13 protein-coding genes are annotated in these 13,158 nt (G+C 60.1%); 4 read left to right on the forward strand and 9 right to left on the reverse strand.

The genetic code is table 11. The features are described 5' to 3' along the window. Positions 1–69: 69 nt before the first annotated feature. From CR492_RS17350 to mmoX, 8 genes are all read right to left on the reverse strand, one after another. A complete protein-coding gene (locus tag CR492_RS17350) occupies positions 70–420 on the reverse strand; it encodes a hypothetical protein (RefSeq protein WP_102844995.1) in 351 nt (116 codons plus the stop codon). A gap of 33 nt (positions 421–453) precedes the next feature. Beyond that, the gene (locus tag CR492_RS17355) at positions 454–2,544 is read right to left on the reverse strand and encodes a sigma-54-dependent Fis family transcriptional regulator (protein ID WP_245412149.1); all 2,091 of its coding nucleotides are present in this window, start codon (positions 2,542–2,544) and stop codon (positions 454–456) included. Between the two features lie 41 nt (positions 2,545–2,585). Next, positions 2,586–3,638, reverse strand: coding sequence for an aromatic/alkene monooxygenase hydroxylase FAD-binding subunit MmoC (mmoC, locus tag CR492_RS17360; protein ID WP_102844996.1), 1,053 nt, complete (start codon positions 3,636–3,638; stop codon positions 2,586–2,588). Positions 3,639–3,847: 209 nt separating this feature from the next. Beyond that, complete coding sequence (gene mmoD, locus CR492_RS17365) at positions 3,848–4,219, reverse strand: soluble methane monooxygenase-binding protein MmoD (RefSeq protein ID WP_348626730.1); 372 nt, start codon at positions 4,217–4,219, stop codon at positions 3,848–3,850. Positions 4,220–4,221: 2 nt separating this feature from the next. Then, positions 4,222–4,734 (reverse strand): aromatic/alkene monooxygenase hydroxylase subunit gamma, encoded by a 513-nt coding sequence (gene mmoZ / locus CR492_RS17370; protein WP_102844998.1) that lies wholly within the window; start codon positions 4,732–4,734, stop codon positions 4,222–4,224. 24 nt (positions 4,735–4,758) lie between these two features. Beyond that, positions 4,759–5,172 carry a methane monooxygenase regulator MmoB gene (gene mmoB, locus CR492_RS17375; RefSeq protein ID WP_102844999.1) on the reverse strand — a complete coding sequence of 138 codons (414 nt, stop codon included), beginning with the start codon at positions 5,170–5,172 and terminating at the stop codon, positions 4,759–4,761. A 12-nt stretch (positions 5,173–5,184) separates the two neighbouring features. After that, entirely contained in the window at positions 5,185–6,360 is a 1,176-nt protein-coding gene (gene mmoY / locus CR492_RS17380; protein WP_102845000.1) for an aromatic/alkene monooxygenase hydroxylase subunit beta, read from the reverse strand. A gap of 109 nt (positions 6,361–6,469) precedes the next feature. Continuing rightward, the gene (mmoX, locus tag CR492_RS17385; protein ID WP_102845001.1) at positions 6,470–8,050 is read right to left on the reverse strand and encodes an aromatic/alkene monooxygenase hydroxylase subunit alpha; all 1,581 of its coding nucleotides are present in this window, start codon (positions 8,048–8,050) and stop codon (positions 6,470–6,472) included. An 855-nt stretch (positions 8,051–8,905) separates the two neighbouring features. Here mmoX and CR492_RS17390 point away from each other — a divergent pair. Beyond that, positions 8,906–10,330, forward strand: a complete 1,425-nt coding sequence (locus CR492_RS17390; RefSeq protein ID WP_180982595.1) for a serine protease — start codon at positions 8,906–8,908, stop codon at positions 10,328–10,330. Positions 10,331–10,427: 97 nt separating this feature from the next. Here CR492_RS17390 and CR492_RS21390 read toward each other — a convergent pair whose 3' ends face one another. Then, positions 10,428–10,559: a hypothetical protein gene (locus tag CR492_RS21390; protein ID WP_280951551.1), complete on the reverse strand. Its 132-nt coding sequence runs from the start codon at positions 10,557–10,559 to the stop codon at positions 10,428–10,430. Between the two features lie 237 nt (positions 10,560–10,796). On the opposite strand from CR492_RS21390, the gene CR492_RS17400 reads away from it, so the two are divergent. The 3 genes from CR492_RS17400 (at position 10,797) to rnhA (ending at position 13,132) form a co-directional block, all read left to right on the forward strand. Further along, positions 10,797–11,534 (forward strand): DUF502 domain-containing protein, encoded by a 738-nt coding sequence (locus CR492_RS17400; RefSeq protein WP_102845004.1) that lies wholly within the window; start codon positions 10,797–10,799, stop codon positions 11,532–11,534. A 157-nt stretch (positions 11,535–11,691) separates the two neighbouring features. Continuing rightward, positions 11,692–12,657: a homoserine kinase gene (thrB, locus tag CR492_RS17405; RefSeq protein WP_102845005.1), complete on the forward strand. Its 966-nt coding sequence runs from the start codon at positions 11,692–11,694 to the stop codon at positions 12,655–12,657. 13 nt (positions 12,658–12,670) lie between these two features. Beyond that, entirely contained in the window at positions 12,671–13,132 is a 462-nt protein-coding gene (rnhA, locus tag CR492_RS17410) for a ribonuclease HI (protein WP_102845015.1), read from the forward strand. Positions 13,133–13,158: the final 26 nt, after the last annotated feature.

Consider the following 13,158-nt stretch of genomic DNA (forward strand, 5'->3'; position numbering starts at 1 on the left):
TAGGGCTGGATTTACTCGATCCAAGATCGCCTCCGGGCGGCGTCAAAAGCGTGGCGCGGCGACGCCGCCTCAAAGAGGTTTGCGGGGCCGCGCGCCCGATTTTGCCGGGGTAGAGATCCCCGGCGCGGCAGAGTCCTGACTGTTAATCATATAAGCGCGTCCCGCCGCGACGCGCCGCTCGCGCGAGCGTTCAAGACGGCGCCAGATCCAGATCAGCTTCTTGTCGTTCCAATCCATGTAGCGCTTGATGTCTTCCTCGTCGGCGGGATCAAGCTGCTGCGTCCAAAGCAGCTCCAACTCCTCGGCGCGCGCGGCGCCGACAAGCGCGCGCAGCGCCGCTTCCTCGATCTCCAGTTCATGCGTCGTGGCGTCGGCGCTTTTTGCCATCGCGGCGAGAAATTGTTCGACGTCCTCGTCCATTTTTCTCTCCCAGCTATGGCGCCGTCCTGTCCCTCATTTACGCAAACCGAGCCGCGCCATTTTGTGGTACAAAGTCGCGCGCGTGATCCCGAGCTGGCGCGCGGATTCTGAAATGTTGCCCGCCGTCTTGGCGAGGGCCGAACGGATCGCATCCGCCTCCCAGTCGGCAAGCGCTTTGGCCTCCAGCGGGGGCCGCCATCTGGAAAGCGTCGACAGTGTGGCCTCTCCCTCTTCGTCGCCCTGGGATGAAGCGCTCATCTCCTTGAGGAAGTCGATCGGAAGATCGGAAACCTGGGTTTCGCAGCCTGTGGTCATGGCCAAACAGGACCGCAACACATTGAGCAATTCACGAATATTGCCCGGCCATGGATGGCGCTCGAAAATATCCCACACTTCCGCGCTCAGCGTCTTGGGCTCGTCGACTCCCTGCGCCTTGAGTTCGAGCTCCCACAAATGCTCGATCAAGCCGAGCTTGTCGGGACGCTCCCGCAAAGGCGGCAACCAGAATTGAGCGCCGTTCAGCCGGTAGTAGAGATCGCGTCGAAACGCTCCCTTCCTGACGCAGTCCGGAAGATCGCTATTGGTCGCCGCGATGACTTGAACATCGACCCTGACCGGTTTCGAGCCGCCGACTGGCACAATCTCGGAACTGTCAAGCGCGCAGAGCAGCGCGGTCTGGAGATCGAGCGCCATATCGCCGATTTCGTCGAGGAACAGAACGCCTGTATGCGCCTCGACGAACTTGCCGGTCTTGCCGCCGGTGCGGGCGCCCGTGAAACTGCCGGGCACGTAGCCAAACAGCTCGCTCGAAATCAGATCGCGCGGGATTGCGGCGCAATTCACAAGAACAAGGGGCCGCCCCTTGCGGATGCCCTGCGCATGAATCATCCGCACCAAATGATCCTTGCCGACGCCGGACTCGCCGGTGATCAGCATCGGTATCTTCTGTTTCTGGAGATTGATCGCCTTTTGTTGTGCGGCTTCGAGGACGGCGTCGCGCCATTCTTCGCCGTTTCCTGCCTTGCCGCCGCGGCCCGGGGTCGCGCCCGGGGCGGCGCGGCTTAAGCCCTTGACGGTGGAGACGCGGCTGGATTGGACAACGTCCTTCTCGGGCCGCCTCCTGACGATGAATTCCGCCTTGAGCCGCCAGCCGTGCGGGATCTCCAGTTCGATCGGTTCGCCCTGGCGCGCGCAGGCGCGCAGATCGCCAAGCGTGACTCCGAGAACCGCCTCGACTTTTTTGAAAAGAATATCCGAGTGAAGGTCGGCGCGCAGCAGATTGAGTCCCGTGCGCGTCGCGCCGACGATCCTGCCCTGTTCATCAAGCGAGATGAGGCCGTCGAGCAGACAATCCTGGCCGGTCAGACCAGCGCTAATATTGTTCAGGCGCATCCGCAGCATGAAGGCGCCGGGAGCCTGACACTCGAACAAATTGGTTTCAACGAGATAGCCGGCGATCCGAACGAAGCCGAGCAGCGTTTGTGCGGATGAACGCTGATCGGTGATGAGGCCAAGCAGGGCGACGAGGCTTCCGTCATGCGCGAAAAGCGGATGGCCAACTGTCGCGAAGGGATGCAGGATGGAGGAGAAATGCTCTTTGCCGTCGAAAGCGACAGGTTCGCGCAACACGGCGGCGGTCCCCAACCCGTTGTTGCCGATGATGAGTTCGTTCCAGCTCTCGCCGAGCCGCACCAGGCGACGACCCATCGGGCCGAGACTGGAGCCGGCGTCGAGCGCGTGAATGAGCGTGCCGGCGCTGTCGGCCAAAAGCAGGCTGACGCTCGTGTCCCGCAGCGCTGGCTGCAGATTGAACGCCATGGTCGCCAGAGCCGTCCTGACGTCGAGATTGGTCGCCGACGTCGCGCGGGCGCCATTCTCGAAATCCATGATCGCATGCGGACGAAGAAGGTTCGTGCGCGGCGAAAGCCTGTATTCTTCGATGCATCTGTACCAGGCTTCCGACACTTGCGGCCGCACCCAGTCGTCGCCTTCGGGCGGCTGACCGGTCTGCATCATCCAATCCCACGCGACGCCCGGCCGATCGACGCCGAACAGTCCCGAGTCCTGTTCCGGCGCAATGGCCTCCGGATTCAAGTGTTTCGGCATTTGGACCACGGTGTACATAGCTGAGCACCATCCTGAGAGGCGAAGGCCTCGAAAGTCTCCTACTCTGCGGCCTGATTCTGCCCTGTTGCAAGGAACTTTTCTACATAGACGTGATCTTTCGGGACGCCATAATTTGCTGCAGCCGCGAAGGTCGCGTCGATCATTCCCGGCGGACCGCACATGTAAATATCGGGCGCCGCCTTCGTTCCTCGAAGATGTTTGAGCAGATCGTCGACGACGGTGCCTCGGCTGCCCTGCCAATTGCCGTCCGGCTGCATCACCGCGACGTGAGCGCTGAAGTTCGGCATCGATTCTTCCAGCTTTTTCAGCTCTTCGAGATAGAACAGTTCGTGCTGGTGGGTGACGCCGAAAAAGAGCTTCGCTTCCTGCGGATGCTGCTCCTGCTGCATGTACCGGATCATGGACAGGACCGGAGACAGGCCGGTTCCGCCAGCGACGAAATAGCGAGGCCTAAAACCGTTCTCGCGCAGGTTGAACGCCCCGAACGGACCACGCAGTTTGACGGCAAGTCCTGGCTTTGCCGCCGTCGTCAAAAAATTCGAGAACTGCCCGTCGGGCAATAGACGGATCAGGAAATCGAGCCGCGACTGCGTGCTCGTCGTCGCCATGGAATAGGATCTGCTGACGGGGGAGCCCGGAATCTCGATATCGACATATTGACCGGGGACGAAAGGGATGCTGATCGGGCCGCCCGTTTCTGGATCCTTCGGCTCGATTTGCAGCCGCGCTACATTGGAGGAGATCCGCTCCACGGCGACAATCTCACCCTGCCAGTCTGTATTGACCTTATGAAAGGAAATACGATCGAAAGTGTAGGGCAAATGAAGAACAAGATCACTTCTCGGAAAGGTCCGGCAGAGCAAAACCACCCCAGCCTCTTCTTCGTCCGGCGGGAGAGCCTGCACGCTGCAGCCGCCAAGCTCGTAATCGCCGTCGACGATCTCAGCTTTACACGTCGCGCAGCCGCCTTCGCGGCAAGAGGCGAGCAAAATCACGTCCCTCTTCAGACCAGCAGAGATGACGTCCTCGCTCGGCGAACATTCGAAGGTCAGATCATGCTGATCCTCAGTTATCGCGCGCACCTTGAACATGTTTTCGTCCCCAAATCCTCGAATGGAGGATCGCGTTTGCGATCAGTTTCTTGAGAAAAGTTCAGCGCCGTTCGACGCCGGCGGTCAGGCGTTGAGCCACTTGCGCAGCGCGCGACCCCGAGTTGTTCAAATGCCCGATCCGCCTTCGGATGCCGGCCGAAACGTCGCTGATCAGGCAATTCGCAACGCACGCTCTTTGCTCGCGGGGCTTAAGTCTGTACGTCCGCCCTGCTGACGTCGCCAAGATCGCGCCGCTGATAAAACGACACGACGTGGCCAACCGCTTCCCGGGATGACGATTCGCTGAGCGAGCATCCTTCCTGAACGAAGTCGCCGTCCCGGTGGATCTCCCACCGCCACATGCATTCGAGATCCTGGACGAATGCCCGGTATCGGCCTTCGCTGAAGATCTCGATGCGTGTCGAGCATTCCGCGAACGACCCCCGACCGATCGGGGAGGCCGTCAAAACATTCTCTTCTTCTTGATCAACGTCTATTGTCGCAGCCATACCAAAAGCGCTCCCCGATTTTCGTCCGGGCGCCGGCGGAAGAACCATCCGACGCCCGAAAACGCATGGCATCGTCAAGCCACGTTGCCGAGCCTCAACACCTTGACGCCGCGCTTCTTGCGCAAGTCTTCAAGCGAATCCGCATAGTAGTCAGTATTCCGCAGCTCCATCAGACGGCTGCCGAGATAGGTATCCACTTTGAAGAACAGATTCACCGGGAGCACCGGCGGCTTGTAGAGCTGGCGGAAGGTGATCAGGATTTTCTCGGCGGCGAACTTGTCCTTTTCCGCGTCCATCTTGGCGATCCAGTCGTCGGCGACAGCTTGAGCCGTCTCTCCGGTGGTCGCCTTCGTGAAGAGATCGGCGGCGGAGAAGGTCGACGATTTCAGGACGGCGAGGCGCTCCTCGATCTTCGCTTCGATAAAGAGATAATCGACGTCGAGCGCATAGCACGTGCGGAACGGCGAGGTGTTCTTCTTGCGGAAATCCTGGATGAAGGCTGTGGCGTCCTTCACCGACTTCAGCTCGGCGATTTTTTCAAGCCAGTCCGATCGCACGGGATTTTCATGGATATTGTAGTTTGGCATTTCTTGTTCCTCCCTATCGATCGCTCAGGCGTCAGTGAGCTTGCGATCGAGACCCATCAGCTCGGATGTAATGGTAAAGGTGTTTCCGAGCGTGTAGGCGCGACCGATGGTCGATGACACATTCACGAGGAAATCGTAAATGCTGTAGGTCTTGCCGAGCAGGTCGCTCGCCTTTTCCGTATCGATCTGGATCTTGCCGTCAGCCTTGATCCACCAGAAGCCGCCGCGATCCTCGACAACCAGGGTCGGATTGCGCTTCGCCTCTTCGCCCATGATGAGCTCTTCGACAATCGCATCGATCTCGTCGCTTTTCATGAGCACGAGAACCACCGTATTCGACTCATGAACGACCTGGTTTTCCTCGGCGAAAAATTCCGCCGCAAAAGCCTCGCCAGATTTCTTCATGATGCCAGCGTTATATGCATTCTTTGCTGTCATGTTCCTACACCTTCACTTGACGTCACGAGTAATGCTGGCGATCAGCTGACCGGCGTCGACCTTGAAGTCGATCTTCTTCGCGTAATCCTCGACCCAGTCGTTCACGACCCGGCCGACGGCCGCCTTGATGCCGGCCGCGTCGCTGACGCCCGCAACTTTGTCCACCTTCGCGTATATGCCAAGGAAGTCGTGGAGGGCTTCGGCGGTCTTCTGCAGCCATTTGTTGGTCCAGGCGCGAAGCCAGGTCCGGTTGTGGTCGCCGAATTCCGGATCGTCTCCGAGCGAATAGAAGAACAGATCGCTCATCGCGGCTTTTGTGGTCTGGAAGTAGGTCTGCGTCTGATTGAGGAAGAACGGCGTCAGACTGTCGCCATAGTGAGCCGCGAGGCGGCCAAAAAATTCGCGGCGGGCAAACTGGCCAAACAGCGGATCGTAGACGCCATGCACGGCCCACAAGATTTCATTGAAGTCTTGAATTCCCTGCCAGGCTTCTTCCACGGTTTCGCGCGCGCCGCGGTAGATCGGGTCGGTGAGCCACAGTTTCTTCGGGCCATCTGTCGATTCCGGGAAGCCCGGGACGATTTTCGACAGAAAGTTGCGCTCAAGCTGGATCATCTGGGCATTGTCGACCTTGTCGAGCGCGGCGAACGTCGCCGTCGACCGGATCGTGTCGGACAGAGCGTCGCGTGAGACCGACGAATGCGCGTTGAACTGTCCGTATTCGCTGAACAGCAATGCACCCCAATATTTATTGAGAATCTCGTCGCGCCATGTCGGATCGATGGAGCGCACGGCTCCTTCGGCCGAATAGCCTTCGAGGAAACGCGTCGTGTAGCGCCACTCTTCGGCTTTATCCTTGACATAGGGCGCATGCCAGCGGCGAGCCGGATCACGGTGACGATACCAATCGGTCGTGCGAAGCTCTGTGCTTTCGTTGCCCCAGGATGGCCGGCCGCCGTGAAATTTCTGGGTCCAATCGCCCCAATCAAGACCGCCGGCGATCCAGTCCGGGTTGGGCTGCGTGTAGAGAGTCAGGATTTCATATTCGCTGAGCCGCTTCCAGCGCGGCGTCACGAAATAATTCATCCGGCGTTGTGAGTCGAGTTCATGGTCGGGAATGGCGGCGAGAATTTGCGCTGCTTTGTCAGGATCTGTTAGCCCGCGCTTGGTCGTCGAGGCGATAGCCATAAATAGTTTCCTCCATTGACTTTATTTCATGGCGCGACAGAGGCCATGTTATTCGGCGTTGATCGGAAGCCGTCGGATCGACCTGGATCGATCCGACGAAAGCCGTTTCCTAGAATCCGGCGAGCGGATCAGCGAACACGCAGTTTGCCCGCTTCAGATCTTCGACAGTCCACAAATTGCTGCCTGCAACATGGGGCTGACCGATCAGGGTCTTGCCATCGGCGCGAACGCCATGTCCTTCGACAACAACGTCCGACAGCTCGCGGCCGCTGTATTGCTCGAAAACGCTCTGGCACTCGTAGCGCTCGGGCTCAGACAACCACATGCGTTCGCCCCAATCATCGCTGAAGGAATGCTTCTGGCCGTTGAACTCGTGGACTCTCAACGATCCCGAGCACTTTGCGAGAGTCGGGCAGAACGGCACCTGCGACACGCGGTCGACGTAGACCTGATGGCCGTTCTGGATGAGCCACTGGATCGGGAGGAATCCGCTCTTCGGATCTTCGCAACCCAGAGCCTTCCACTCACGCAGGATCTTGCCGTAATGCGCGTCCCATCCCGGATAGTTCGCCTCGAACCATTCCATATCTTCGTCATCGGGCAGCGACAGCCGGAAGAAGCCGGTGGGCCATAAAGCATAGGCCAACAGGAAGAGGTCGTGGTGCGCCCAATAGGCGTCCTTTTTGGCGTCGCGCAGGCTTGGCGGCGAATTGACGCCATATTTTGCAAGGCGACCGATCCAGATCCCGCCCCAATCTTCGTAGACCCAGCGATTCCAGGTCTTGACCCACGGCTCGACCTTGAACTTCGAGCCGTATTCGAACAGCATTCCGAGCACAGGCGTGAAATATTTCTGCTGCGTCCAGAACGCATTGTTGAGATCTGTATTCAGATATTTTTGCGCCGCCGGATCATTGGCGATAGAGACTACAGTCTGGTAGCCATTCGCCATATGGCGCAGCTCGTCGGTCTCGATTGAGAGAAACACGGTCGGCGTGATTTCGTCGCCGTTTGCCGAGGCCCATTCGGTGACGGCCACGATCAGCGGGTTGGTGAAGCAAGCTTCGCCGACGAGCTGTAGATTGACCGAACATTCGACTGCATCGCCCGAGATGAAGCCATCGGCGAAGACGCGCTTCATGCCCTTCCAGAGCGGCCCGATGGCGCGCGTGCGGCGCGCATCATTATGGCCGGCCGGATCGTGGTAGTGCTTCGAGAAATAGTAGTTCACGAAGCCGCATTGATGGGTGTGGCGGATTTCGTCGAGAACCTGCGCCAGATATCCGTTTTTCTGTTCAGCCGCGCTGGCTGAATCCCACAACATCGCGGACGCCGCGATGGCGTTGTATTCGCCGACTTCGAGGAAGTTGGAGGCGACTTTCATCGTCTCGCCCCAGCGGGGATGCACGCGGTTTCCGGCTTCGAGGCGGGTCAGTCCGTCAAGGAGGGTGCCGAACTGGCGCTCATCCTTGACCGATTCCATCCGCGCATATTCCTTGGCGATGAGCTTGAACTGCTCCTTGGTGTCGTTCGCCATGTGGTATTTTGTGGGGTATTTCGTCCGGTTCTGCGCGAAGTCCCAGTTGAAGCTTTGCAGCCACCTATGCACTTCCTGTGGGCTTACGCTTGTCGGCGCGCGGTTGGCTCCGAGTGCGTCCGACGCAGCTTTTGTCGCGGTGCTTAATGCCATATGTCTCCTCCTTGGTGCTCACATTGGGCGCCGGCAGAGCCAGCAACCTTGATCTGCGACGCCTTATCGATCGAGCGATTGAGATGGGCCCGATGTGGCGCTAGCTTATCAGCAAGTGTGGCGCCGCGCTTGAGAAGAACGCCATTCAATTTAAAAAGGCAGCTTATTTCAATATGATAGAGAAATGCGCTAATCGCGTCTGCCTGGCATTATCCCGCTCCTCCGGATCATTTTAATCCAGCCAGCTGTCCGCAAATTTGACATGCGTCAAATTTGACTCGACGTAGGTCAACGAGGCCGGCCTGTTGCAAGGCAGCGCGCCGCTGATTGTTGTCTTTCCTGTGTAGAGATCTATTTTCCGCAGGGGAGACGCGCGCTGTCTCCCGGCGCTTCCGGTGCAGTGCGGCAGGCCTGTTGTGCACTGCAGTGTTGCGCTTTTAATGACAGGGCAAATTTACTTTGCCAAAGTTGCCGGAATTGATAGGTTGTTTTCGTCGCCGGGCGCATTAAATCTCGATGAATAGATGTCGGGCAGGGTAAAATGAACGCCATTTGATTTGCGCACGTGGAAAAGCTCCCCATCGTAGTCTGTATAAGAATAATACATATGTATAATTATGATACAGATCGACAATGGCGCTCCCGGATAACGTCCGCTCTGATTTTCTCCGTTCGCATTCTAAAGCGTACACCCGGACGATGGCGTCAGCCGCTTGCGCGGCGTGCGGTTTTTGATCTCGCTCTGTATAGGTTTCAGACAGTATCAGTTTTGTACTGTATCGATTTTTTACAGGCGCCGCATTCCTCGGAGTCAGGCTTGATGGGTTTTGCTTGAGGGGCAGCATGAGGGCGCTCGTGGCGGTTGTGCTTCTGATGGTCTGGAGCCTGCCGGTCGCTGCGGCGCCGCCAACGTCAAGCTACGCCGTGGCGGCGCGCGCCTTCAGTCGGTTGCCGATCAGCGAAAGGCTCAAAGTCAAGGTCCTGCTGACGGCGGCGGGATATTGGCCGGCCGCCGCCGACGCCAGTTTCAGTCGCCAGTTTTTTGAAGCGACGGCGCAGTATCAAAGCGACAATGCGCTTCCGGCGACCGGCGCTGTCGACGAAGATCTGCGCGCGCGTCTTTTTCGCGCTGGCGCGCCGCTATTCGAGATGTGGGGATTCCGGGCGATTCCCCATCCGTCGCGCGGTTACAAGATCTGGGCGCCTATGGCGCTTGGCCTGCTGGCCGAGCGGGACAAGGACGGCCTCACCTGGCGAGATCCGGCCAAGCGTGTCTGGCTGACCTATGACTATCTCCGCGACGTCAATCTCGCCGCCGCCTATAAATCGGTCGTCGACAAAGTCATTGCGGACGGCGGGCAGATCGTTTCCAAGGTCCTGACAGAGGATTTCTTCAGCGTATCGTCGCGCAGCAACGGTCTCGACAGTTTCATTCGCTGCCAGAGCGATCGCCCGGGCGTGATTTGGCTATCGCTGTTTTGGCTGGAGTCCGCCGCCGATCTGCATCTGGAGCGCGCGGCGACTTTGATAGCGGGTTCGCTTTCGAGTTCGATCAGCGGCGCGCCATTCGTCGACATCTCTCAGCTTCCTTCGTCCGCTGACCTGAGCGTCGGACCCATGGCCACTCCGGCGCCTGAGACTCCGCAGAAGCCGCGGGAGAACTTTTCCGGAATGGGCTTCTTCGTGAATCGCGAGGGGCATGTCGTAACAAGCGCTCATGTCGTCGGGCCCTGCTCGATCATCGAGGTCGCCCAGAACGGACGCCCGGGGGCGCAAGCCGAACTCATCGCTCGGGAGGATGCCACCGATCTTGCCCTTCTCAAGACGTCGTTGAAGCCGGAGGGTGTCGTCAACATTCGCTCCGACGTCCGGCTCGGCGAGGCGATCGAGGCGTTTGCCATTCCGCTCCCTCCCGTGCCGCTGAACGCGGGCGGTTTCTCTTTCGGCCGCATCACCGGCCTCTCTGGCGTTGCAGGCGACGACCGCATGCTGCAGATTTCGACGCCCGCACAGCCGGGCGATTCCGGCGGCCCGCTTTTCGACCAGAGCGGCAATGTTGTCGGGGTCGTTTCCGCGGGGCTCGGCGCCGTCAAGACCCTTGTTGCGACGAGCGGCGATGCGCCGCAAGCGGCGAACTTCGCCCTTAAGGGAAATCTCCTCGCCGGGTTTCTTGATGGCAACCACATCGCTTTCACTGCCGCATTGGCGTCAAAGGAGATTTCGGCGCCGGCGCTGACGGCGCAGGCTCAAGCCGTGAGCGTTTCCGTTTCCTGCAGATAGCGCCGATCGGCCGGGTATTTTGCGCCGAAATACCGGTCGGGCAGGGCTCTGTCCTGATAGGCTCTGCTTTCGACGCGATACGCTGCTCAAGGTCGTGTCAGGCAAAGCTTTGAAGGCCGGACATCTGATTGCCGGTCAGTTTCTCCTCCTCCTCCTCGATCGCGGCAGGGGCGCGCCCCAACCGGTCGAAGGGGCCTCGAAGCGCCGGCGGATCGTTCAGCCGCATCATTTGCTCATTCCGTGCTGCGGCCATTTTGACCGGCCTCAAGAAGAAACGTCACTATCCCCATGTCTCGATATGCAAGACCGGCTTGCTCGCCGGCCCGGCCGGAATCGCCGCCATGGCGAGCTCTGTGTTACAGAGAGGCGAAAGCCGGCCGGGCGTCGGGGGCGCCCGCAAGGGGCTCGGCCCCGTTTTTGCGACGGCGAATCCAACGCCGTCCGGCGATGCAAGCATGAGGAAAGCATGACGCAAATTCCGCCGCTGCAAAGCCTCATCGAAACCGACCCGGACGGGCGCCAGGGGGGCGTCAAATCGGCCGGGTTTGGCGCCAAGATCCGCAACTGGTTCCTGACCGGGATCGTCGTCGCCGGACCGGTCGCCGTCACCGCCTATATTGTGTGGTGGTTCGTTGACACCATCGACGCCTGGGTGCGCGGCCTGCTGCCGCAAAATGTCGTACCGGATTTCTATCTGCCGTTTCGCGTCCCGGGACTTGGCGTCGTTCTCGCGTTCCTCGGCCTGACGCTGCTCGGCTGCGCCGCCCACAGCATCGCGGCGGTGGGCCTGTTCAAGATCGGCGAGGCGCTGCTCGCCCGCATGCCCGTGATCCGCTCGATCTATAAAAGCGTGAAGCAGATCTTCGAAACGCTGTTCTCGCAGTCGGGGCAGAGTTTTCGCAAGGTCGGGATGATCGAGTTTCCGGGCAAGGCATCCTGGTCGATCGTCTTTATATCGTTGCCGCCGTCCCCTCTCATCGGCTCTCATCTTGCGAGCGGCGAGCCCTATGTTTCGGTTTTTCTGCCTTGCGCGCCCAATCCGACCACCGGCTTCTATTTCTATGTGCCGGCGCGCGAGGTGATCGAACTGGCAATCACGCCGGAGGCCGCCGCCAAGCTGATCATGTCCTGCGGCGTCATCCAGCCCGAGGCTGCGGCCGCGCTTGCCGCGGTTGCGCTCCATCCGCAACGCGAAACCGCCTGATCTTGCGCGGCGCAGCCGGCAGGCTTAATCAGCCGGGGCTTAAATTGACCTGGCGGCCCGTTCTCTCTAACACCGGAGCGCCTCTCGCGCCCCGGGGAAGCAGCCCTTTGCGGCGTCCCTGGCCGCGGCCGGGAGCCAATGTCTTCAGCGGACCTCAATGGCAGTCTATACCGAAGTCTCCGACGCCGATCTTGCCGCCTTTCTCGAGCATTACGATCTCGGCCGGGTCCGCGCCCTGAAGGGCATTGCGGAAGGCGTCGAGAACTCGAATTTCATCCTGTCGACCGAAACAGGCGTCTACATACTGACGCTCTATGAAAAGCGCGTCGAGGAAGGCTGCCTGCCGTTCTTCCTCTCTCTGTTGGATCATCTCGCCGCGCGCGGCCTTAATTGCCCGCAGCCGGTCCGCATGCGTTCGGAGGGGGCGCTCGGCCGCCTCGCCGGGCGTCCGGCGGCGATCGTGACCTTCCTCGAAGGCGTTTGCCGCAACCGGCCGGGGATCGAGGATTGCGCGCGCCTCGGCGCCGCGCTGGCGCGGCTTCATCTCGGGGCCGCCGATTTCGAGGGCTCGCGCGCCAACGCTCTGAGTCTTGAAGCCTGGCCAAAGCTCTTCGCGCCGATCGCTTTTCGCGCCGACGAGGTCAAAGCGGGCCTTGCCGCGACAATTTCCGCCGAGCTCAAATTTCTGCAGGCGAACTGGCCGCGGGATTTGCCGCGCGGAATCATCCACGCCGATCTGTTTCCAGACAATGTCCTGTTTCTCGGCGACGAGATTTCCGGCCTGATCGACTTCTATTTCGCCTGCGTCGACGATCTCGCCTATGATCTGGCGATCTGCCTCAACGCCTGGTGTTTCGACCCGGACGGGGCATTCAACGTCGACAAGGGCGCCGCGATGTTCGGCGCTTATGCCAGCCTGCGCCCGTTGAGCGCGGCGGAAGCCAAAGCCATCCCGATTCTTGCCCGAGGCGCCGCCCTGCGTTTCGGGCTGACCCGTCTTGTCGACTGGTTCAACGTTCCCCCAGGAGCGCTCGTCAATCCGAAGAATCCGCTCGAATATTTCGCCAAATTGCAATTGCTGCAGACGATCGGCGATGTGCGCGAGCTCGGCGTCCTGCCATGAAGTGGAAGCGCCGATGCCAAAGCCGGTTGTGATCTTCACCGACGGCGCCTGTTCGGGAAACCCCGGTCCGGGCGGCTGGGGCGCCGTCATGACGTTCGGCGATCATCTCAAGGAGCTTTGCGGCGGCGAGGCGGCGACGACCAACAATCGCATGGAGCTGATGGCGGCGATCATGGCGCTCGAGGCGCTGACGCGGCCCTGCGCCGTGCAGCTTGTCACCGATTCCAACTATGTGAAGGGCGGCGTCACCACCTGGATGGCCGGGTGGAAGCGCAATGGCTGGCGCACGGCGGACAAGAAGCCGGTCAAAAATGTCGATCTGTGGCAAAGGCTCGAGGCCGCGGCGGCGGCTCATGCGATCGAATGGCGCTGGGTCAAGGGCCATGCCGGCGATGAACTGAACGAGCGCGCTGACGCGCTCGCGCGACGCGGCATGGCTCCTTTTCTATCCGCCCGCAAAGCGGCGACGTCGTAGCGAGCGAAGCGGACGAAGGATTTTCG

This window comes from Methylocella silvestris, assembly GCF_002891535.1.
In the GTDB taxonomy this organism is placed as follows: Bacteria; Pseudomonadota; Alphaproteobacteria; order Rhizobiales; family Beijerinckiaceae; genus Methylocapsa; species Methylocapsa silvestris_A.

Coding starts and splice junctions, on each gene's coding strand:
- CR492_RS17350 (WP_102844995.1), bottom strand. CDS start 420: ATGGACGAGGACGTCGAACAATTTCTCGCCGCGATGGCAAAAAGCGCC.
- CR492_RS17355 (WP_245412149.1), bottom strand. CDS start 2,544: ATGTACACCGTGGTCCAAATGCCGAAACACTTGAATCCGGAGGCCATT.
- mmoC (WP_102844996.1), bottom strand. CDS start 3,638: ATGTTCAAGGTGCGCGCGATAACTGAGGATCAGCATGATCTGACCTTC.
- mmoD (WP_348626730.1), bottom strand. CDS start 4,219: ATGCCATGCGTTTTCGGGCGTCGGATGGTTCTTCCGCCGGCGCCCGGA.
- mmoZ (WP_102844998.1), bottom strand. CDS start 4,734: ATGCCAAACTACAATATCCATGAAAATCCCGTGCGATCGGACTGGCTT.
- mmoB (WP_102844999.1), bottom strand. CDS start 5,172: ATGACAGCAAAGAATGCATATAACGCTGGCATCATGAAGAAATCTGGC.
- mmoY (WP_102845000.1), bottom strand. CDS start 6,360: ATGGCTATCGCCTCGACGACCAAGCGCGGGCTAACAGATCCTGACAAA.
- mmoX (WP_102845001.1), bottom strand. CDS start 8,050: ATGGCATTAAGCACCGCGACAAAAGCTGCGTCGGACGCACTCGGAGCC.
- CR492_RS21390 (WP_280951551.1), bottom strand. CDS start 10,559: ATGATGCGGCTGAACGATCCGCCGGCGCTTCGAGGCCCCTTCGACCGG.
- CR492_RS17400 (WP_102845004.1), top strand. CDS start 10,797: ATGACGCAAATTCCGCCGCTGCAAAGCCTCATCGAAACCGACCCGGAC.
- thrB (WP_102845005.1), top strand. CDS start 11,692: ATGGCAGTCTATACCGAAGTCTCCGACGCCGATCTTGCCGCCTTTCTC.
- rnhA (WP_102845015.1), top strand. CDS start 12,671: ATGCCAAAGCCGGTTGTGATCTTCACCGACGGCGCCTGTTCGGGAAAC.